We start from the raw sequence: 19,541 nt of genomic DNA on the forward strand, positions 1-19,541 counted from the left end.
CATCGGCCTGCGCAAGGGGGGAGGGACCCACCATTTTGGATGGGTCAAATCAGCGAGGCAGCAAGAGTATACGCTGGGCGAGACCTTCGAACTTGCCCTCTTCGACCACCGCCTTGGGGTTGTTCCAGCCCATCGTCAGCACCCAGTCGCGCCCCGCCTTGTCGGTGAGCAGCCAGGTGAGGTTGATCACCCCGGGCTCGCTGCCGCCCTTGAAGCCGATATAGCTCCACTTGTCCTTGATCGCGGGCGTCGCCGAGGGGTTGATCGCCATGATCTCGAACACCTTGGGATCGGCGGTCTTGCGCATATGGGCGAAGAGCCGGGCCAGATCGGCGGGGGTCGCGAACCATTCGATGTCGATCGCCTTGGGGCCTTGCGCAAAGGCGGCGTTGATCTCGTCGAGCGTGGGATTGTCGACTGTGATCAGCACTTCGGCGGCAGCGATCGCATCAGGCGCGCGCTGGCGCCAGCGATCGAGGAACATCGGGTCCATCGTCTTGAGGATGAACAGTTCGCGGGTGGTGAGGAAGGGATCATTGGCCGCCGGATTGCTGTGGCCGCTATCCCGCATCAGCTTGAGGATGCGCTTGCGGCCCAGCACTGTGATGAGCTGGTCGGTCGCGGTGTTGTCGCTGATCGAAATCATCAGGCTGGCGAGCGTGTGGAGCGTCACCGGAGAGCCTTTGGGCCAGGTCTGCATCTGCCCACTGGGATAGCTCTTTTCGGTAAGGGGGACGACATCGGTCCACTTGCGGCGGCCCGCTTTCACATCCTCGGCCAGCGCGGCGAGCACATAAAGCTTGAAGGTGGAGCCCAGCGCCAGCGGTGTATCGGCACCGATGGCAATCACCGGCGCGCCGCCGACGGGTGCGAACCATGCGTTGACGCTGCCGGGCAGGGCGGCAAGCTCCTGCGAAATGGCTTGCGGCGTGTCGCCTGCCACCGCGAGCGAGTCCGCGCTGGTGAAGACCAGCTCGCTGATCCGGTTGTCCTCTGCCGGATCGATCGCGATGCCGCCCTTGGCGATCCCGCGGGCGAAACGGATGTGGAGTGCGGCGCGGGTGCCCTGCCTGGGTTCGAGCAGGGCGACGGCCTCGGCCGGGCCGAACTGCGCGGTGAGGCTGGCGGCCACGGCTTTGAGCTGGGCTTCGGGCACGGCGGCAAGGAAGCCCTTGGTGAACAGCGCCGAGGGCTGGGCGTTGCCGTTGAAGAGCGCGAGCACCTCATCGGCGCGAGCCTCCAGCGGGGTGCGTGCGGCGGGGGTTGCGGCGGCAGGTTCCTGCGCGGCTGCAAGAGCCGGGGGCAGCAGCAGGGCCAGCGCGGCGGCGGCGGCAAGGTGGCGGATCATCCCTCTCTCCCGTCGCGCGCCGGTGGTGGAGCGGCGCGCTGGCGCATGGGGTGCCATGCTTTTTGCCCACATGCCAGCAGCAAGCGCGGATGGACTTGCACGCCCGCGCGCGGCAGTCAGGCGGTATGGATTTGCGCTTCATCCGCGAGGCCGCGTGGCTGGGGGAAAGCCGTGCGCGCGGCTATCTGGTGCTGCTCGCGCTGGTCAATTGCGCGATGCTGGCCTTTCTGCTCGTCACCGCAAAAGACGGGATTGATCGCAACGGCTTTCTGATCGGCACCGACTTCATCAGCTTCTGGACGGCAGGGACGATGCTGGCAGACGGCGCCAATGCCTATGACAGCGCCGCCCACACCGCCGCGCAGCGCGAATTCTATGCGCAGCCGGGGCAATATGCCGCCTTCTTCTATCCGCCCTCTTTCCTGCCCTTTGTCTGGCCGCTTGGTCTGATGGGCTATTTCCCCGCATTGGCCGGTTGGCTGGTGGTGACGGGGGCAGCATGGCTGGCGGCGGTGCGGGGGTGGTTCGGTTCGCTGGGGCTGAAGGGGCCTGCGCTGCTGCTGGTGCTCGCCTTCCCGCCGGTGATCGTGACCCTGACACACGGGCAGACATCCTTTCTGGTGGCGGCGCTGCTGGGCGGTGGGCTGCTGCTGGTGGAGAAGCGCCCGTGGCTTGCGGGCGTTCTCATCGGGTTTGCGACGATCAAGCCGCAGTTCGGCCTGCTGGTGCCGCTGGCGCTGCTGGCGAGCGGCCAGTGGCGCACCATAGCAGGGGCAGGGGCGGCTGCGCTGGCGCTGGCGGCTCTGTCCGCGTTCGCCTTCGGCCCGCAGGTGTGGAGCGACTGGCTGGCGATCACCAGCGAGGCCGGGAGCGCGACCGACAGCGGGGTGATCGGCTTCGGCAAGATGGTGAGCCCCTTTGCGGGCCTGCGCCTGCTGGGCGTGCCGGGGGGGATTGCCTTTGCGGTGCAGGGAGCGCTTAGCCTTGCGGTGGCGGCGATGGTGGTGAGAGCGAGTTGGAAGCGCGGCTTTAGCCCGGGGCTCGCCGCACTGGTGCTGGCGGGCGCGCCGCTCGCCACGCCTTTCGTGCTCGACTACGATCTGCTGCTGACCGCCTTCCCGCTCGCCTACCTGTTCGCGAGCGCGCGCGAGAACGGCTTTGATGATTGGGAGCGGATCACCATCGCGGGCGTCTTTGCCGGCGCGGCCTTCGCCCGCCCGATTGCGCTCGGCCTCGGTGTGCCGATCATGCCGCTGCTGCTGGTCGCGCTGTTCTGCTGCGTGTGGCGGCGGGTGCGGGGTTAGGCGTCGATCAGATCGCGGTCGACTTCGCCGGCGCGGTTCTGGATGAAGTTGAAGCGGTGTTCCGGATTGCGGCCCATCAGCTCGTCGACGAGCCGCGCCACGCCTGCCCGGCCTTCGAATTCCTGCGGCAGGGTGATGCGGATCAGCCCGCGCGTTTCGGGCGCCATGGTGGTCTCGCGCAATTGCTGCGGGTTCATCTCGCCAAGGCCCTTGAAGCGGCTGACTTCGACCTTGCGGTTCTTGAACACAGTCGCTTCCAGCTCCGCGCGGTGGGCATCGTCGCGGGCGTAGTGGCTCTCCTTGCCTGCGGTGAGCCGGTAGAGCGGGGGCTGGGCGAGGAACAGGTGGCCCTTGCGCACCACTTCGGGCATTTCCTGGAAGAAGAAGGTCATCAAGAGCGTCGCGATATGGGCGCCGTCGACATCCGCGTCGGTCATGATGATGATGCGGTCATAGCGCAGCTGATCGGGATCGCAGTCCTTGCGCGTGCCGCAGCCCAGCGCGAGCGCCAGATCGGCGATTTCGCTGTTGGCGCGGATCTTGTCGTTGGTGGCGCTGGCGACGTTCAGTATCTTGCCGCGGATCGGCAGGATCGCCTGCGATTTGCGGTCGCGCGCCTGCTTGGCGCTGCCGCCAGCGCTGTCACCTTCGACGATGAACAGCTCGGTCTCGCGCCCGCCTTCACCCGAACAATCGGTAAGCTTGCCCGGCAGGCGCAGCTTCTTGGCATTGGTCGCGCTCTTGCGCTTGATCTCGCGCTCCTGCTTGCGCTTGAGGCGCTCGTCCATGCGCTCCATCACCTCGCCGAGCAGCGCCTTGCCGCGCTCCATATTGTCGGTGAGGAAGTGGTCGAAATGGTCGCGCACCGCGTTCTCGACCAGACGCGCAGCCTCGGGCGAGGTCAGGCGGTCCTTGGTCTGCGACTGGAACTGCGGATCGCGGATGAAGACCGAGAGCATCACTTCCGCCCCCGTCATCACGTCGTCAGCGGTGATGTCCTTGGCCTTCTTCGCCCCGACCAGCTCGCCAAAGGCCCGAAGCCCCCGGGTGAGCGCCATGCGCAGGCCTTGTTCGTGGGTGCCGCCATCAGGCGTGGGCACGGTGTTGCAGTACCAGCTGAACACGCTGTCGGCATAGAGCGGCCAGGCGATCGCCCATTCGACGCGCCCTTGCTGCACACCGTCTGCCACCGGAAAGTCCTGATTGCCGGTGAAGGGCTGTGACGTGACGCATTCGCGCGTGCCGATCTGTTCGGCGAGGTGATCGGCGAGCCCGCCCGGAAACTTGAAGGTCGCTTCGGCCGGCACATCCTCGCTCACCAGCGATGGGACGCATTTCCAGCGGATCTCGACCCCGGCGAACAGATAGGCCTTGGAGCGGGCCAGCTTGAACAGCCGCTTGGGATTGAACTTGCGGTCGCCGAAGATTTCCGGATCGGGGGTGAAGGCCACGGTCGTCCCGCGCCGGTTGGGCGTCGGGCCAAGGTTCTGGATCGGCCCCTGCGTGATCCCGCGCGCGAAATCCTGCGCGTAAAGCTGCTTGTCGCGCGCCACTTCGACGCGGGTGTGGACCGAGAGCGCATTGACCACGCTCACGCCGACGCCGTGGAGGCCGCCGCTGGTGGCATAGGCCTTGCCGGAGAACTTGCCGCCCGAGTGCAGGGTGGAGAGGATCACCTCCAGCGTCGATTTGCCGGGGAACTTGGGATGCTCGTCCACCGGAATGCCGCGGCCGTTGTCGGAGATCACCAGTCGCCCCGCCGTGCCAGGCTCGCCTTCCTCCAGCCGCATCTCGATCCGCGTGGCATGGCCTGCGACCGCCTCGTCCATCGCATTGTCGAGCACTTCGGCAGCGAGGTGGTGCAGCGCGCGGTCATCCGTGCCGCCGATATACATGCCGGGGCGGCGGCGGACCGGCTCAAGCCCCTCCAGCACCTCGATCGCGGAGGCGTTGTAATCCCCGCTCGAAGTGGGGGTGTTGGCAAACAGATCGTCGGGGGCGGTGTCAGACATGGCCCTGCTATAGGCGCGCGCAAGCGGCGCTCACAAGCACCCCCCGGTGGTTTTACTCAGCCGCCAAAGCCGGTGGGCGCGGGATCCGCCGCGATCACCTCGGTTCCCTTGACCTCGCGCACTTCCAATGCCCTTTCGGCAATCCCTGCGCGGGTGAAGCGGAACGGGCCATCGACCCCCAGAAAACCGCCGCGATCATAGAGCTCGCCCTTGGGGAAGGGGTTGCCCACCTTCCACTCGCGCGCGATCCGTAGGGTCAGCAGCACTGCGTCATAGCCCAGCGTGGCGATGCGATAGGGCTTGGCGCCGAAGCGGGTCTCGTAGCTGTCGGCAAAGCGCTTGTAACGCTGGTCGGACACGGCCGAGAAGAGCGCGCCCTGCATTGCCGGGGCGCGGGCCAGAACCGGATCGCCGCTCCACAATTCGGTGCCGACAAGGCGCGGTTTGGGCGCCCGGCCCCGCTGCAATTCGTCCGCTGCCTCAAGGCCGAGGCGGGCGCTATCGGCGATCAGCACGGTGTCGAAGCCGCCCGCTGCCCGCAGCCGCGCCGCCGCGCTCACCACCGAGGTATTGCCGCGTGCATAGGTCTCGCGCCGCACCAGCGTGCCGCCGAATTCGACAATCGCCCGGTCGAGCGCCGCGAGCGCCCTTGCACCATACTCGCCCTCGGGCACCAGCGCGGCAAAGCGTCCTGCGCCCCGCGTCCGCACGAATTGCACCGAGCGCCGGATCGATTGTTCGGGCGTGTTGCCCATCACGAAGACATCGCTGCTGGCGAGCTTGGTGTCGTTGGAAAAGGCGATCACCGGCACGCCTGCCGCCTTGGCTGCGGCGGAGACCTGCGCCACCTCGTCACCGGCGAGCGGGCCGAGGATCAGCTTGTTGCCATCGGCAATCGCCTGGGCGGCGGCAGCGGCGGCACCGGTGCTGGTGTCATAGCTGGTGATGCGCAGATTATCGGCATTGGTATCGAGCAGCGCCATGGTGGTGGCATTGGCAATCGCCTGGCCGACGGCTGCAGCCTCGCCGCTGGTCGGCACCAGCAGGGCGATACGGTGGCGGCCGGAATCGGTGGGGAGAGCGGTCGCCGAAGGCTCGGTGACTGTCGGCGGCGGGGGCGGGGCGGTGGGTGCATCGCTCTTGGGGATGACCTGACAGCCCGCCGCCAGCAGCGCCGCGCTTGCCATCACAAGATGGCGCGGACGCAGCAGCCGGGCGGTGGCGGACGCCAGCCAGCCTGCCCAATTCGGCGCTTTTACGTGGTTCATCCTTGCCGACCCCTCGTTGGTGCTTCAATGCTTGGCGCGTCATGACAGGCGCGCAGACCCATATCCCCGCCCGAATTCCCGCAGAGATTCCCGAACCGGGGCTCTACATCGTGGCGACCCCGATTGGCAATCTTGCCGACATCACCCTGCGCGCCATCGCGGTGCTGCAAGGCGCGGCGCTGATCGCCTGCGAGGATACGCGGGTGACGGGCAAGCTCCTGAAACATCTCGGCATCAAGGCGCGGCTGCAGCGGCTTGACGATCACGCCTCGCCGCAAGTGCGCGCGCGGATCATCGCCGAAGCGTGCGATGCGCCGGTTGTGCTGGTGTCGGATGCGGGCACCCCGCTCATCTCGGACCCGGGCTATCGCCTGGTGCGCGAGGCCCGCGATGCGGGGGTCAATGTCGTCGCCGTACCGGGTGCCTGTGCGGCGATAGCGGGCCTTGCGATTTCGGGCCTGCCGTCCGACCGCTTCCTGTTCGCAGGCTTTCTGCCCGTGAAGGACAAGGCGCGCGAGGAAGCACTTGCAGGCCTTGCGGGCGTTGCGGCGACACTGGTGTTCTACGAAACCGCCCCGCGGCTCGAAAAGTCGCTTCGCGCGATTGCCACCTTGTGGCCGGGCCGCGAGGTGGCCGTGGCGCGCGAAATCACCAAAATGCACGAGGAATGTCGCTCCGGCACGGCCGCGGCTCTGGCGGATCACTACGCCACGCACCCGCCCAAAGGGGAGATCGTGCTGTTGATCGGTCCGCCCACCGAGGAAGAGGCCCCCGTGCTCGATATCGATGCGATGCTGCGCGCCGCTCTGGCTGATGCCGGGCCGGGCAAGGCCGCAGGGCAGGTCGCCAAGGCCAGCGGGATCGACCGGGCGGTGCTCTATGCCCGCGCGCTGGAACTCAAGGGCGAATGAGCGAGCCGCGCTCGCCAGAGCAGCGCCACGAGGCCGACCGGCGCGGGCGCGAGGGCGAGGCGGAAGCGGCCATGTGGCTTGCCGCGCAAGGCTGGCGGGTGCTGGCCGAGCGGGTGAAGACCAAGGCGGGCGAGATTGATCTCATCGTGCGGCGCCCCGGCCTGGTTGCCTTTGTCGAGGTCAAGTGGCGCGCCCGCGCCGCCAGCCTCGCCGATGCGATCGACGAGCGGCGGCTTGCCCGCGTGGCAGCCGCAGCGGAAATGGTGATGCACCTCTATGCGAGCGAGGGCGAGGATGTGCGCATCGACGTCATCCTGCTTGCGCCCGGACAAAAGCCCACCCACATCGAAAATGCGTGGATGCCGATCTGGTGATCCCTCAGGAGCCCAATGAATGACCTTGCGTATCGCCGTCCAGATGGACCCCATCGACCGGATCAATATCGCGGGCGACAGTTCCTTTGCGCTGATGCTGGCGGCGCAGGCGCGGGGCTATGCGGTCTATGAATATCACGTCGAAAGCCTGACCCTAGACGAGGATGACCGCCTGTTCGCCCATGCCTTTCCGGTGACGGTGCAGCGCGTGGAGGGCGATCATTTCACGCGGGGCGAGCAGGTGCGGCTCGATCTCGGCAAGGACGTGGACGTGGTGCTGATGCGGCAGGATCCGCCGTTTCACATGGGCTATATCACCGCCACCCACATGCTCGAACGCATCGCTCATGAAACGCTTGTGGTGAATGATCCGGCCAATGTCCGCAATTCGCCGGAAAAGGTGATGGTGCTGAACTATCGCCGCTTCATGCCGCCGACACTGGTGACGCGCTCGGTGGACGAGGTGCGGCGCTTCATGGCGCAGCACGGCGCGATTGTGGTCAAGCCGATCCACGGCAATGGCGGCAAGGCGATCTTCCGTATCGGCGAGAACGCGGAGAACCTCTCGGCCCTGTTCGAGGTGTTCAACCAGACCTGGCCCGAGCCGCATATGGTGCAGCCTTTCCTCCCCGAGGTCGCGACCGGCGACAAGCGCATCGTGCTGATCGATGGCGTGGTGGCAGGTGCGATCAACCGCCTGCCGGGCGAGGGCGAGTTCCGCTCGAACCTCGCAATGGGCGGCTCCGCCCAGCCGACCGAACTCAGCCCGCGCGAGCAGGAAATCTGCGAGGCGCTCGGCCCGGACCTCAAGCGGCTTGGCCTCACCTTTGTCGGTATCGACGTGATCGGAGGCAAGTGGCTCACCGAAATCAACGTCACCTCGCCCACCGGCATCGTCGCGATTGACCGTTTCAACAACACTGATACGGCAGGGATGATCTGGGATGCGATCGCGCGGCGTTTGGAACAGCGCGGCGTGGGCGTCTGACACCTCTGGCAACGGACACAACTTTACATGACTGATCGGCTGATCGAACTGGTCGACGCTTGGGGCTACCTTGGCGTGGCCATCGCGATGTTCCTCGAAAACGTGTTTCCGCCGATCCCTTCCGAGGTGATCATGGGCCTCACCGGCATGGCGGTGGCCGATGGCAAGCTCACCTTTGCCGGCGCGGTCGCCTCGGGCACGGCGGGCGCGGTGCTGGGCAACTGGGTGTGGTACTGGATCGGCCGGGTGGTCGGCTACGAGCGCTTCCGCCCGCTGATCGACCGCTTCGGCCGCTGGCTGACGCTCGACTGGGCCGAGGTCGAGAAGATCGTCGACATCTTCAAGCGCTTCGACAGCGCGATCGTGTTCTGGGCGCGGTTCCTGCCGCAGGTGCGCACCATGATCTCGCTGCCCGCAGGGATGCTGATCATGTCGCAACTGCGGTTTGTGATCTGGACCCTGCTCGGCACGGGGGTGTGGAATTCGGTGCTGATCGGCGCGGGCTATATCCTGCGCAATGAGTTCAGCCAGTTCGACGATTACTACGGATGGGTCGCGGTGGTGATGATCGCGGGCGTGGTGGCGCTCTATCTCTACCGCGTGGTGACCTGGAAGCCCGCCGCGAAACAAGACTGACCGCTAACCCCTAGGGTGGGCCTTGCGGTAATTCTCCAAGAGGCTTGCGGCATCGACACGGGTGTAGATCTGGGTCGATCCCAATGAGGCATGACCGAGCAGTTCTTGCAAGGAGCGCAGGTCCGCCCCGGCGCTGAGCAAATGCGTGGCAAAAGAATGGCGCAGCGCATGGGGCGTGGCCGTATCAGGCAGGCCCAATGCGCGGCGCGCCTGCGCCATCGCCTTCTGCACCATGCCGGGCGACAGCGGGCCACCTTTCGCCCCGCGAAAAAGGGGTTCGGCAGGGGTGAGCGGCCAAGGGCATTGTCGCACATAGTCCGCCACCGCTGCCCGCGTGATCGGCAGGACCGGGACAAGCCGCTGCTTGCCGCCCTTGCCGGTCACCTGCAACACCTCGCCAAGCACTGCATCGCGCCCCGTCAGCGAGAGCGCCTCGGCAATCCGCAGGCCCGATCCATACATCAGCAGCAGCACCGCCCGGTCGCGCGCGCCAATCCAGTCCTCGCCGGCAATGCCATCGACCAGTGACGCAAGGTTCACGGCCTCGTCGGGGGTAACAGGGCGGGGGAGACCCTTCTTGAGGCGCGGGCCGCGCAGGCGCGGGGGCAGGGGATCGGGATCGCCCGCCTGCTCGCGGGCAAAGGCGATGAAGGCCTTGAGCGCAGAAAGCTCGCGCGCGGTGCTGGCATTGCCGATGCCTTCCGCGCGGCGCGCTGCCAGAAACGCGCGCAACCCATGTGCCTCGGTCCGCGCCACAGCTGCCCAGTCCGCTAGGCCGTTCGCCGCCACCAACCGCTCTGCCGCGCTGGCATAGGCGCGCACCGTATGAGGCGAGCGGCGGCGGTTGTCGGCGAGATGCGCGCGCCACTGCGCCACGAGGTCGCCTGCGCTCATGCCACCACCAGCGCCTCGGCCACGATCTCGGCCAGCAGCGCATCGAGCAGCGAGCGGCCCTCGGGCGCGACGCCGATGCGCGTGCCTTCCGTCCACACCAGCCCGAGACTGCGCAGGCGGGCGAGCGCAGCCTCATCCACAAGGCCATCACGAGGAATGGCAAAGCGCTGCGACAGTGCTGCGAGATCCAGCCCCTCGGCCAGGCGCAGGCCCATCAGCAGCGCCTCGGTCGCCTGTTCTGCCAGGGCAAGCGGCCGCGCCTCGGCAATGCCGTTGCCCTGCGCGCTGACGGCTTTCAGGAAGTTCTCGGGCTTCTTGTGCCGCACCGTCGCCAAACCGCCGCGCCGGCCATGGGCGCCGGGGCCGATCCCGGCGTAATCCTGATAGCGCCAATAGGCGAGATTGTGGCGGCCCTCCTCTCCGCTGCGCGCATGGTTGCTCGTTTCGTAGGCAGGCAATCCGGCGGCTTCGGTGAGGCTTTGGGTGATGCTGAAAAGCCCTGCAGCCTCGTCGTCGTCAAGCGGCACAAGCCGCCCGCGCCGCACGTCGCTCGCAAAGCGCGTGCCGGCCTCGATGGTCAGCTGGTAGAGCGACATGTGCCCGGTGCCGAAAGACAGGGCACGGCTGAGCCGCTCCTCCCACAGATCGAGCGTATGGCCGGGCATGGCGTAGATCATGTCGAAGCTGACGCGGGCAAAATGCGCCTGCGCCGTGGCGATTGCGGCGAGCGCTTCTTCGGCCCCGTGCAGCCGCCCGAGAAAGCGCAGTTCCGCATCATCCAGCGATTGCACGCCCAGCGACACGCGGTTGATCCCGGCGCTGGCAAGGGCGGCGAAATTGGCCGCCTCCACGGACGAGGGATTGGCCTCCAGCGTGATTTCGATGGCCGGATCGAAACCCCACAGCCGCGCCGCTTCCTCTAGCAGCGTGCCCACCAGCGCGGGCGGCATCAGCGAGGGCGTGCCGCCGCCGAAGAAGATCGAGGTCAGCGTCTCGCCCCCGGCAAGCTCTGCCTCGGCGCGCATGTCGGCGATCAGCGCATCCTGCCAGCGCGCCACATCGACGCGCTCGCGGACATGCGAGTTGAAATCGCAATAGGGGCATTTCTTCGCACAGAAGGGCCAGTGGATATAAAGCGCGCGCGCCACAGGGGGAATTTTCAGCCTCGCTTAATCGTTGCGGGATAGTTCGATGCCATGCGGAGCCTTCCTCTCGTGACCACACTCGTCAAGCTCGCCGGTCTTGCCCTTTTTATGGCAGCCGCGCCAGCACAGCCGCAAGGCCCTCGCCATGACGGGCACCGGACCGGCGACTGGCTCGACGCCCATAACGAAGCGCGCGCCGAGGCCGGAATTGCGCCGCTGGTGTGGAGCGATCGGCTTGCCCGTGATGCGCAGGACTGGGCGGATCATCTCGCTGCGACCGGTCGCTATGATCACGCCTCGCCGATGCAGCGGCAAGGGCAGGGCGAGAACCTGTGGCGCGGTCCTAGGGGATATTGGGACACGTGGGACAAGGTCGGCTTTTTCGTCGAGGAGAAGCGCCACTTCCGGCCCGGCCAGTTCCCCGATGTTTCGGCGACCGGGCGCTGGAATGATGTGGCGCATTACACCCAGGTGATCTGGCCCCAGACCCGCGAGGTCGGCTGTGCGCTCGCCCATACGCCTGAGGAGGAGGTGCTTGTTTGCCGCTATTTCCCGGCGGGGAATATCTGGGGCCACCGGATCGACCCGGCCGAACATATCGCGCGGCGCTAGGCCTTCGGGAACTGCTCGGCGACCAGCTTGGCAAAGGCATCGGCGCGGTGGCTGATGGCGTGCTTTTCTTCAGGCGCGATCTCGGCAAAGGTGAGGGCGCTGCCGGCGGGTACGAAAACCGGATCATAGCCGAAACCCAGCGCCCCGCGCGGCGGCCAGGTAAGCGCGCCATGACAGGCGCCCTCGTAGATCGCATAGTCGCCGTCGGGCCATGCAAGCGCCAGCACGCAGTGGAAGGCGGCGGAGCGGTCCACGCCAGCGCCCTTTTCCGCGAGCATCCCTTCGACCTTGCCCATAGCCATATACCAGTCGCGGCCCGGCGCGCCTTCGAACCACTGCCGTTCGGCCCAGTCGGCGGTGTAGACCCCGGGGCGGCCATCGAGCGCGGCAACGCTAAGCCCACTGTCATCCGCGAGTGCGGGCAGGCCCGCAGCCTCCGCCGCCGCGCGCGCCTTCAGCAGCGCGTTCTGGACGAATGTGGTGCCGGTCTCGGCAGGTTCAGGCAGGCCCAGCGAACCGGCCGACAGGCAGGTGACGCCATAGGGATCGAGCAGGGCTGCGATCTCCTTCAACTTGCCCGCGTTATGCGTGGCAATGACAAGGCTGCCGGAGCCCAGACGCCGTGTCATTTCACGGCGTCCAACTGCGCGGCAAAGATGCGGTCCGCGCCGATGCGGGCGAGGCGCAGGAGGCGCAGCAGGCCTTCCTCGTCATAGGTCGCGCCTTCTGCGGTGGCCTGTACCTCGGCGATCTGGCCGCCCGAGAGCAGCACGAAATTGCCGTCCGCCTCGGCGTTCGAATCCTCGTCATAATCGAGGTCGAGCACCGGGGTGCCCTTGAAGATGCCGCAGGAGATGCCGGCGACCTGCGCAGCGATCGGATCATGCTTGATATCGCCCGAGGCCATCAGGCCGTTGACCGCCAGACGCAGCGCGATCCACGCGCCGGAAATCGCGGCGGTGCGCGTGCCGCCATCGGCCTGAATCACGTCGCAATCCAGGGTGATCTGCCGTTCGCCGAGCTTCTGGAGATCGACGACAGCGCGCAAGGAGCGTCCGATAAGGCGCTGGATTTCCTGTGTACGACCCGATTGCTTGCCCTTGGCTGCCTCGCGCGCGCCGCGGGTGTGGGTGGCGCGGGGGAGCATCGAGTATTCGCCCGTCACCCAACCTTCGCCCTTGCCGCGCAGCCACGGCGGAACGCCCTTTTCAACGCTCGCGGTGCACAGCACCTTGGTATCGCCAAAGCCGATCAGGCAGGAGCCTTCGGCGTGCTTGGTGAAACCGGTCTCGATGGTGATGGCGCGCATTTCATCGGGCGCGCGTCCTGAAGGGCGCATGAGGTGTTCCTTTGATGGTTGAGAAGGGCGCTAGAAGAAATTGCGGTGCTTCGACAAGCTTGAGCCGAACGGAAATTGAGAAAGTTGGCGATAGCGGTTAGCAATTCCCCATGACCTCGCTCCCTGTCACCGAACTCACAGCGCGTGCGCGCGAGATTTTCCGGCGCGTGGTGGAGGAATATATCGAGAGCGGGCAACCGGTCGGCTCGAAGACGCTGGCAGCCGATGGCACGCTCAATCTCTCGCCCGCCTCGATCCGTTCGGTGCTGGCCGATCTGGAGACCGCAGGCCTGCTTGCCGCGCCGCATACGAGCGCGGGGCGCCTGCCGACCGATGCGGGCCTCAGGATCTTCGTCGACGGGATGATGCGGGTGGCCGAGCCGACGCGCGAGGAACAGGCCGCGATCGAGGCGCGTCTGGCCGAAGCGGGGCCGGTGGAAGCGGCGTTGAAGCAGGCCTCGGCTATCCTTTCCGATCTTTCGGGCGCGGCGGGGATGGTGCTCGTGGCCCCGCGCGAACAACGCCTTGCGCAATTCTCCCTCGTCGATCTCGGGCAGGGCCGGGCGCTTGCGGTACTGGTGGGCGAGGACGGGGGCGTCGAGAACCGCGTCGTCACCATTGGCGGCGCGCTTGATCCCGGGGCGCTGGACCGGGCGTCGAACTATATCACCGCGCGGCTCGCGGGCCGCACGCTCGCCGAGGCAGCGCTCGCTATGCGCTCCGAGATTTCCACCGGGCGCTCGCAGCTCGATGATGCCAGCCGCGATCTGGTCGAGCGCGGGCTTGCCGTGTGGTCCGAGGATGCCGCCGCGCGCCCTGTGCTGATCGTGCGGGGGGCGGCAAACCTCCTCGATGAAACCGCATTGGGCGATATCGAGCGGGTGCGGATGCTGCTGGAAGACCTCGAAAACAAGCAATCGGTCGCAAGCCTGCTCGATTCGGCGCGCGATGCGGAAGCGACCCGCATTTTCATCGGCTCCGAGAACCGCCTCTTCGCCCTGTCCGGCTCCAGCGTCATCGCCTCGCCCTATCGCGACCGCGAGGGGCGGGTGGTCGGCGTGCTCGGCGTGATCGGCCCTGTAAGGTTGAATTACGCCCGGGTTGTCCCCATGGTGGATCTGACAGCCCGTTCGCTGGGCAAGCTCATCGCTTGAATGGAAAGCCAAACCGACATGACCGAGAATGAAAAGCCGCTGGATCAGGCGGCTGAAGACGAATTGAAGGGCGTGCCCGAGCACCTGCGTGAGGGCGGGGATGATGCCTCGCCGCTGGCCGAAGCGCTGGAAGCACTGAAGCGTGATCTCGACGAGGCCAAGCAGGCCGTGCTCTATGCCCAGGCCGAAACCCAGAACGTGCGCCGCCGCCTGGAGCGAGAGAAGGACGAGGCGCGCGCCTATGCCGCGACCGGCTTTGCCCGCGATATCCTGTCAGTCGCCGACAACCTCTCCCGCGCGATCGACGCGATCCCGCAGTCCTTGCGCGAAGATGACAGCATGAAGGGCCTCGTCATCGGCCTCGAAGCGACCCAGCGCGAGCTGGAGAAGGTCTTCGCCGGGCATGGCATCACCCGCATCGCCTCGATGGGCCTGCCGCTCGATCCCAACCAGCATCAGGCGATGCTCGAAGTGCCCAGCAATGATCACGAACCGGGCACGGTGGTGTCCGAGATGCAGGCCGGATGGATGATCAAGGACCGCCTGCTGCGCGCCGCGATGGTGGCGGTGGCGAAGAAGCCGGACTGATTTATCGCAGCAGATAGATGGCGAGATAGCGCGCAATCAGCAGGGCCAGCAGGACAATGCCGGCTGTGCGATTGCGCGTTACGCCTGCGCCGATCATCAGAGCGAGCAGCAGGCCCGTCGTCCCCAGCGAGACCGGCGAGGTCAGGCGATCGACAAGCGCGGGCACCGTTGCCACGAACATCCACTGCACCACCACCATCACGATCAGCATCGCAAAGACGATGCGGTGGACCCGCAGGTAATGGGTGTCGAGATCGACAAAGTTTTGCGGCTCGGAAGGAAACACCAGTCTGCTGGCGAGGAAATAGGCGCTCGCAAACACCACCACCCCAAGGATCATCGCGGTGCTCGCGATGATGCTTTCGCGCACCAGCCATGCGAACATCCAGAAGGACAAGAGATCAAGGATCACGAACACCGCCAGCAGCGGTGTGAGCCAACCGATCCGAAAGGCGCGGTGCTCGGCATCGCGGGCGAGTTTGAATTCGAGCGTGCGGCCAAGCCCGGTCAGCAGCTCGACCAGCGAGAGGCCGAGGATCAGGCTGTAGAGCGCAAAGACAAATTCGAATTCGCTCATGCACCGGTTCCCGTGAAGTCGATCAGGCCGTCATAGGCGGACAGGCCGGAAACCCCGGCGACCCTTGCACCCTCGCGCAACAGGAACGCATGGCGGACGATTTCGGCCTGTTGTTCAAGCCCGTACTGCCCAAGGTTCAGACCCGGTTTCAAGGCATAGTCATAGCGGCACCAGGGGTGGCGGCGCAGCACAAGATGCCAGCGGCCATGGGTCTGCGCCTGCCACACGTGCGTCATTTCGTGCAGGAAATGGCCCTGCGCTCCCAAAGGCGCGGCGGCGAAATCGTCGCAATAGTGATCGGCGAGCGGATGGAAGTGGATATGGCCCATCGGCGCCATCGTCACGCTGCGCGGCTGCAGGGGAAAGAATTTGCGCCGCCGGATGGTGACTGCGGCGTAATCGATGGCGTCCCCGAACACCGACCGCGCCAGCGCCATTTCGCCCGCTGTTAGCGGCCGGGTTCCGCCGGCCGGACAGGCGTGGGGGAGCGGCGCTTTGCTTGGCGCCGCTCCTGCCGCTGGTCCGTCATCCCAGTCCTTCAGCGTTCCTCGCCCGCCGCACGCACTTCGGCATCAAACACCTGCGTGGTGCCACCAGACATGGTGAGCGTCACTTTGACCTTGTCGCCCGCCTTCCACGTTGCAGGCGGTTCCATCGCCATCACGTGCAGCGCGCCGGGCTTGAATTCGACCTTTTTGCCCTTGGTCAGTGCGATCGGCAGCGCCTCCATCATCTGCACCTTGTTATCCCACTCGCCATATTCGTGCATCATCGTCATGCCGGCGCCTTCGACGTCGGCCTTGCGGATGGTGAGGCCCTGATCGCCATCATAGGTGAGATCGAAATAGACCGCCGCCGGATTGCCGGAGACCGGCGCGAGCACGAGGCGGGCATTGGTGATGGTCATGCCCGGCACCTGGCCTGCGACAGCCTCGGCTGCGGGCGCTTCAGCCTCGCCGCCGCAGGCTGCCAGCCCCAGCATCGCAAGCCCCAGCGCGGCACCCATCAGGCCCTTGGCCAACCCCCGAACCGATCCCTCAATGATTTTCACGTTGTGTTGCTCCTGTGTGAAACGCACACAAAACTAGGGACTGGGACGTCTTGTGCCAAGCAAAACCGCACCTATATCGCCGTCATAAACGAGCCGCCGAGGCGCTTTGCCACTCCCGGGAAGCGCAGGTTTGCGGCGTCCAACAATGTCCAGATGGATGGGGTAAAAATGGGTAAAGTAATCGGTATCGACCTCGGCACCACCAATTCCTGCGTCGCCGTGATGGACGGCGGCAAGCCCAAGGTCATCGAAAATTCCGAAGGCGCGCGCACCACGCCCTCAATCGTCGCCTTCACCAAGGATGGCGAGCGTCTCATTGGCCAGCCGGCCAAGCGTCAGGCCGTGACCAATCCCGACAACACCCTGTTCGCGATCAAGCGTCTGATCGGCCGCCGTTTCGACGATCCGCTGACCAAGAAGGACATGGGCCTCGTCCCTTACCAGATCACCAAGGGCAAGAATGGCGATGCCTGGGTGAATGCCGGTGGTGAGGATTACAGCCCCTCGCAGGTTTCGGCCTTCATCCTCCAGAAGATGAAGGAAACCGCCGAGAGCTATCTCGGCGAGACCGTGACGCAGGCCGTCATCACCGTGCCCGCCTATTTCAACGACGCCCAGCGTCAGGCGACCAAGGATGCCGGCCAGATCGCCGGCCTTGAAGTGCTGCGCATCATCAACGAGCCGACTGCGGCCGCGCTCGCCTATGGCATGGACAAGGAAGACGGCAAGACCATCGCCGTCTATGACCTTGGCGGCGGCACCTTCGACGTCTCGATCCTCGAAATCGGGGACGGCGTGTTCGAAGTGAAGTCGACCAACGGCGACACCTTCCTCGGCGGTGAGGACTTCGACAATGCGATCGTCGAATATCTCGCCGATGCCTTCAAGAAGAAGGAAGCCATGGACCTGAAGGCCGACAAGCTCGCCCTCCAGCGCCTCAAGGAAGCCGCCGAAAAGGCCAAGATCGAGCTTTCGAGCGCGGCAACCACGGAAATCAACCTGCCCTTCATCACCGCGCGCATGGAAGGTGGCACCACCACCCCGCTGCACCTGGTGGAGACGATCACCCGCGCCGATCTCGAAAAGATGGTCGACACGCTGATCCAGCGCACGCTGGAGCCCTGCAAGAAGGCTCTCGCGGACGCCGGCATCAGCAAGGATCAGGTCGACGAGGTGATCCTTGTCGGCGGGATGACCCGCATGCCCAAGGTGCGCGAAGTGGTCGAAAGCTTCTTCGGCGCCAAGCCGCACACGGGCGTCAACCCGGATGAAGTCGTCGCCATGGGCGCGGCCATTCAGGCTGGCGTGCTGCAGGGCGACGTCAAGGACGTGCTGCTGCTCGACGTGACCCCGCTCTCGCTCGGTATCGAGACGTTGGGCGGCGTGTTCACCCGCATGATCGATCGCAACACCACCATCCCGACCAAGAAGACCCAGACCTACTCGACCGCCGAGGACAACCAGAACGCGGTGACGATCAAGGTCTATCAGGGCGAGCGCGAGATGGCGGCGGACAACAAGCTGCTCGGCAATTTCGACCTGATCGGCATTCCCCCCGCGCCGCGCGGCGTGCCGCAGATCGAGGTGACCTTCGATATCGACGCCAACGGCATCGTCTCGGTGGCCGCGCGCGACAAGGGCACGGGCAAGGAACAGACGATCAAGATCCAGGCCTCGGGCGGTCTCAATGATGCCGACATCGACCAGATGGTGAAGGACGCCGAGAAGTTCGCCGAAGAGGACAAGAAGCGCCGGGCGGCCGCGGAAGCGCGCAACCAGGCCGACAGCCTTGTCCACGCGACCGAAAAGCAGCTCGCAGAGCATGCCGACAAGATCGATGCCGCCACCAAGTCGGCGGTCGAGGACGCGCTCGCCGCCACCAAGACTGCGCTCGAAGGCGGGGATGCCGATGACATCAATGCCAAGGCGCAAGCCCTGACCGAGGCGGCGATGAAGATGGGCCAGCAGATCTACGAAGGCCAGCAGGCCGCCGGTGCCGATGCCGGTGCTGAAGGCGCAGAGGAAAAGCCGGCCGAAGAGGACGTCGTCGACGCCGAATTCTCCGAGGTCGACGAAGACAAGAAGGGCTAAGGCCCCGATGCCACCCAGCGCGCCGTCGATATTTCCGGTCCCCCTTTTCGGAATATCGGCGGTGCCTGGTCACGGGGATTAGGTCACCGACATGTCCAGCGCCCAGATCGACTATTACGCCACGCTCGAAGTCGCCCGCGATGCGGACGGCGCGGTGCTCAAGAGCGCCTATCGCAAGCTCGCGATGAAGTATCACCCGGATCGCAATCCGGGCGATGCCTCCTGCGAGGCCAAGTTCAAGGCGATCAACGAGGCCTATGACTGCCTCAAGGACCCGCAGAAGCGCGCGGCCTATGATCGCTATGGCCACGAAGCCTTCACCCAAGGGATGAATGGCGGAGGCGGGGGCGGCCCCTTCGGCGGCGGCTTCGGGGGCGGGCGCGGCGATTTTGCCGATATCGGCGATATCTTCGAGACGATCTTCGGCAGTGCCTTTGGCGGCGGCGGCGGTGCGCAGCGCGCCCAGAACCGCCGCGGCGCGGACCTGCGCTATGACATGCAGGTCAGCCTCGAAGAGGCGTTCGACGGCAAGACCACAGAAATCGAGATCGAAGTCAGCCAGTCCTGCGATACCTGCGATGGTACGGGCGCGACGCCCGGCACCTCCGAGCGCACCTGCAACCTGTGCAACGGCATGGGGAGCGTGCGCGCCAAGCAGGGCCTGTTCGTGGTCGAGCGGCCATGCCCCACCTGCAGCGGGCGCGGGCGCGTGATCGAGAACCCCTGCAAGTCCTGTCGCGGCGAAGGCCGGGTCGACAAGCCGCAGGCGCTGAAGGTCGAGATTCCGGCGGGCGTCGATACCGGCACCCGCATACGTCTCGCCGGCAAGGGCGAGGCAGGCCAGCGCGGCGCGCCGGCGGGCGATCTCTACATCTTCCTCCACGTGAAGCCGCACCCGGTGTTCGAGCGTGAGGGCACGACGCTCGCCACCCGCGTTCCGGTGAGCTTCACCACGGCAGCGCTCGGCGGCTGCGTGGAAATCCCCGATCTCGACGGCTCGACCAACCGGCTCGAAATCCCGGCCGGTATCCAGTCGGGCAAGCAACTGCGCGTGCGCGGAGCGGGCATGCCCGTGCTGCAAGGGCGCGGGCGCGGCGATCTGGTGGCGGAAATCGTTGTCGAAACACCGACCAAGCTGTCGCGACGCCAGAAGGAGCTGCTTGAGGAATTCCGCAGCACCGAGACGGGCGAGGAATGCCCCGAAAGCCGCGGCTTCTTCGACAAGCTCAAGGACGTCTTCGGAAACTAG

The 19,541-nt window shown here is 66.0% G+C and carries 20 protein-coding genes; 10 read left to right on the forward strand and 10 right to left on the reverse strand.

Going from position 1 to position 19,541, the window contains the following annotated elements; translation table 11 throughout:
- Positions 1–49: 49 nt before the first annotated feature.
- Entirely contained in the window at positions 50–1,348 is a 1,299-nt protein-coding gene (locus tag RSE14_RS02650) for a serine hydrolase (RefSeq protein WP_324075694.1), read from the reverse strand.
- 89 nt (positions 1,349–1,437) lie between these two features.
- Here RSE14_RS02650 and RSE14_RS02655 point away from each other — a divergent pair, with 89 nt between their 5' ends.
- A complete protein-coding gene (locus RSE14_RS02655) occupies positions 1,438–2,652 on the forward strand; it encodes a glycosyltransferase family 87 protein (RefSeq protein WP_324075695.1) in 1,215 nt (404 codons plus the stop codon).
- Here RSE14_RS02655 and parE read toward each other — a convergent pair.
- Together parE and RSE14_RS02665 are read right to left on the reverse strand one after the other, a co-directional pair.
- Positions 2,649–4,664, reverse strand: a complete 2,016-nt coding sequence (gene parE / locus RSE14_RS02660) for a DNA topoisomerase IV subunit B (protein WP_324075696.1) — start codon at positions 4,662–4,664, stop codon at positions 2,649–2,651. The genes RSE14_RS02655 and parE overlap by 4 nt on opposite strands.
- 56 nt (positions 4,665–4,720) lie before the next feature.
- A complete protein-coding gene (locus RSE14_RS02665; protein WP_324075697.1) occupies positions 4,721–5,932 on the reverse strand; it encodes a penicillin-binding protein activator in 1,212 nt (403 codons plus the stop codon).
- Between the two features lie 41 nt (positions 5,933–5,973).
- Between RSE14_RS02665 and rsmI the strand changes: the two genes are divergently transcribed.
- The 4 genes from rsmI to RSE14_RS02685 are packed head-to-tail and all read left to right on the forward strand — an operon-like array spanning position 5,974 to position 8,841.
- A complete protein-coding gene (gene rsmI / locus RSE14_RS02670; protein ID WP_324075698.1) occupies positions 5,974–6,843 on the forward strand; it encodes a 16S rRNA (cytidine(1402)-2'-O)-methyltransferase in 870 nt (289 codons plus the stop codon).
- Positions 6,840–7,217, forward strand: coding sequence for a YraN family protein (locus tag RSE14_RS02675; protein ID WP_324075699.1), 378 nt, complete (start codon positions 6,840–6,842; stop codon positions 7,215–7,217). Before rsmI ends, RSE14_RS02675 begins: the two co-directional genes overlap by 4 nt.
- A gap of 19 nt (positions 7,218–7,236) precedes the next feature.
- The gene (gshB, locus tag RSE14_RS02680) at positions 7,237–8,205 is read left to right on the forward strand and encodes a glutathione synthase (protein ID WP_324075700.1); all 969 of its coding nucleotides are present in this window, start codon (positions 7,237–7,239) and stop codon (positions 8,203–8,205) included.
- 27 nt (positions 8,206–8,232) lie between these two features.
- Entirely contained in the window at positions 8,233–8,841 is a 609-nt protein-coding gene (locus RSE14_RS02685; protein WP_324075701.1) for a DedA family protein, read from the forward strand.
- A 3-nt stretch (positions 8,842–8,844) separates the two neighbouring features.
- On the opposite strand, the gene RSE14_RS02690 is transcribed toward RSE14_RS02685, so the two are convergent.
- Both RSE14_RS02690 and hemW read right to left on the reverse strand, forming a co-directional pair.
- Complete coding sequence (locus RSE14_RS02690; protein ID WP_324075702.1) at positions 8,845–9,735, reverse strand: tyrosine recombinase XerC; 891 nt, start codon at positions 9,733–9,735, stop codon at positions 8,845–8,847.
- Entirely contained in the window at positions 9,732–10,883 is a 1,152-nt protein-coding gene (gene hemW / locus RSE14_RS02695; RefSeq protein ID WP_324075703.1) for a radical SAM family heme chaperone HemW, read from the reverse strand. Before hemW ends, RSE14_RS02690 begins: the two co-directional genes overlap by 4 nt.
- A gap of 66 nt (positions 10,884–10,949) precedes the next feature.
- On the opposite strand from hemW, the gene RSE14_RS02700 reads away from it, so the two are divergent.
- Positions 10,950–11,492, forward strand: coding sequence for a CAP domain-containing protein (locus RSE14_RS02700; protein WP_324075704.1), 543 nt, complete (start codon positions 10,950–10,952; stop codon positions 11,490–11,492).
- Here the strand turns inward: RSE14_RS02700 and rdgB are convergent.
- Together rdgB and rph are read right to left on the reverse strand one after the other, a co-directional pair.
- Positions 11,489–12,121: an RdgB/HAM1 family non-canonical purine NTP pyrophosphatase gene (gene rdgB / locus RSE14_RS02705; protein WP_324075705.1), complete on the reverse strand. Its 633-nt coding sequence runs from the start codon at positions 12,119–12,121 to the stop codon at positions 11,489–11,491. The genes RSE14_RS02700 and rdgB overlap by 4 nt on opposite strands.
- Complete coding sequence (gene rph / locus RSE14_RS02710; RefSeq protein ID WP_324075706.1) at positions 12,118–12,831, reverse strand: ribonuclease PH; 714 nt, start codon at positions 12,829–12,831, stop codon at positions 12,118–12,120. The genes rdgB and rph overlap by 4 nt, the downstream gene beginning before the upstream one ends.
- A gap of 110 nt (positions 12,832–12,941) precedes the next feature.
- Between rph and hrcA the strand changes: the two genes are divergently transcribed.
- Together hrcA and RSE14_RS02720 are read left to right on the forward strand one after the other, a co-directional pair.
- The gene (hrcA, locus tag RSE14_RS02715) at positions 12,942–13,985 is read left to right on the forward strand and encodes a heat-inducible transcriptional repressor HrcA (RefSeq protein WP_324075707.1); all 1,044 of its coding nucleotides are present in this window, start codon (positions 12,942–12,944) and stop codon (positions 13,983–13,985) included.
- Between the two features lie 18 nt (positions 13,986–14,003).
- A complete protein-coding gene (locus RSE14_RS02720; RefSeq protein ID WP_324075708.1) occupies positions 14,004–14,573 on the forward strand; it encodes a nucleotide exchange factor GrpE in 570 nt (189 codons plus the stop codon).
- Between the two features lies 1 nt (position 14,574).
- On the opposite strand, the gene RSE14_RS02725 is transcribed toward RSE14_RS02720, so the two are convergent.
- From RSE14_RS02725 to RSE14_RS02735, 3 genes are all read right to left on the reverse strand, one after another.
- Positions 14,575–15,150, reverse strand: coding sequence for a hypothetical protein (locus RSE14_RS02725; protein WP_324075709.1), 576 nt, complete (start codon positions 15,148–15,150; stop codon positions 14,575–14,577).
- Positions 15,147–15,587, reverse strand: a complete 441-nt coding sequence (locus RSE14_RS02730) for a vgr related protein (RefSeq protein ID WP_324075710.1) — start codon at positions 15,585–15,587, stop codon at positions 15,147–15,149. Before RSE14_RS02730 ends, RSE14_RS02725 begins: the two co-directional genes overlap by 4 nt.
- Positions 15,588–15,688: 101 nt before the next feature.
- On the reverse strand, positions 15,689–16,201 hold the full coding sequence (locus RSE14_RS02735) for a copper chaperone PCu(A)C (RefSeq protein WP_324075711.1): 513 nt from the start codon (positions 16,199–16,201) through the stop codon (positions 15,689–15,691).
- Positions 16,202–16,369: 168 nt separating this feature from the next.
- Between RSE14_RS02735 and dnaK the strand changes: the two genes are divergently transcribed.
- Both dnaK and dnaJ read left to right on the forward strand, forming a co-directional pair.
- Positions 16,370–18,292: a molecular chaperone DnaK gene (dnaK, locus tag RSE14_RS02740; protein ID WP_324075712.1), complete on the forward strand. Its 1,923-nt coding sequence runs from the start codon at positions 16,370–16,372 to the stop codon at positions 18,290–18,292.
- Positions 18,293–18,383: 91 nt separating this feature from the next.
- Complete coding sequence (dnaJ, locus tag RSE14_RS02745; protein WP_324075713.1) at positions 18,384–19,541, forward strand: molecular chaperone DnaJ; 1,158 nt, start codon at positions 18,384–18,386, stop codon at positions 19,539–19,541.

The sequence above is a fragment of the Erythrobacter sp. genome, from assembly GCF_035194505.1.
Taxonomy (GTDB): Bacteria; Pseudomonadota; Alphaproteobacteria; order Sphingomonadales; family Sphingomonadaceae; genus Erythrobacter.

Excerpts from the sequence above, each read along its gene's own strand:
- RSE14_RS02655 (WP_324075695.1), top strand. The coding sequence starts at position 1,438 with ATGGACTTGCACGCCCGCGCGCGGCAGTCAGGCGGTATGGATTTGCGC.
- parE (WP_324075696.1), bottom strand. The coding sequence starts at position 4,664 with ATGTCTGACACCGCCCCCGACGATCTGTTTGCCAACACCCCCACTTCG.
- RSE14_RS02730 (WP_324075710.1), bottom strand. The coding sequence starts at position 15,587 with ATGGCGCTGGCGCGGTCGGTGTTCGGGGACGCCATCGATTACGCCGCA.
- RSE14_RS02690 (WP_324075702.1), bottom strand. The coding sequence starts at position 9,735 with ATGAGCGCAGGCGACCTCGTGGCGCAGTGGCGCGCGCATCTCGCCGAC.
- RSE14_RS02725 (WP_324075709.1), bottom strand. The coding sequence starts at position 15,150 with ATGAGCGAATTCGAATTTGTCTTTGCGCTCTACAGCCTGATCCTCGGC.
- dnaK (WP_324075712.1), top strand. The coding sequence starts at position 16,370 with ATGGGTAAAGTAATCGGTATCGACCTCGGCACCACCAATTCCTGCGTC.
- rph (WP_324075706.1), bottom strand. The coding sequence starts at position 12,831 with ATGCGCCCTTCAGGACGCGCGCCCGATGAAATGCGCGCCATCACCATC.
- RSE14_RS02675 (WP_324075699.1), top strand. The coding sequence starts at position 6,840 with ATGAGCGAGCCGCGCTCGCCAGAGCAGCGCCACGAGGCCGACCGGCGC.
- rdgB (WP_324075705.1), bottom strand. The coding sequence starts at position 12,121 with ATGACACGGCGTCTGGGCTCCGGCAGCCTTGTCATTGCCACGCATAAC.
- dnaJ (WP_324075713.1), top strand. The coding sequence starts at position 18,384 with ATGTCCAGCGCCCAGATCGACTATTACGCCACGCTCGAAGTCGCCCGC.
- rsmI (WP_324075698.1), top strand. The coding sequence starts at position 5,974 with ATGACAGGCGCGCAGACCCATATCCCCGCCCGAATTCCCGCAGAGATT.
- RSE14_RS02685 (WP_324075701.1), top strand. The coding sequence starts at position 8,233 with ATGACTGATCGGCTGATCGAACTGGTCGACGCTTGGGGCTACCTTGGC.
- RSE14_RS02665 (WP_324075697.1), bottom strand. The coding sequence starts at position 5,932 with ATGAACCACGTAAAAGCGCCGAATTGGGCAGGCTGGCTGGCGTCCGCC.
- RSE14_RS02650 (WP_324075694.1), bottom strand. The coding sequence starts at position 1,348 with ATGATCCGCCACCTTGCCGCCGCCGCCGCGCTGGCCCTGCTGCTGCCC.
- hrcA (WP_324075707.1), top strand. The coding sequence starts at position 12,942 with ATGACCTCGCTCCCTGTCACCGAACTCACAGCGCGTGCGCGCGAGATT.
- gshB (WP_324075700.1), top strand. The coding sequence starts at position 7,237 with ATGACCTTGCGTATCGCCGTCCAGATGGACCCCATCGACCGGATCAAT.
- RSE14_RS02720 (WP_324075708.1), top strand. The coding sequence starts at position 14,004 with ATGACCGAGAATGAAAAGCCGCTGGATCAGGCGGCTGAAGACGAATTG.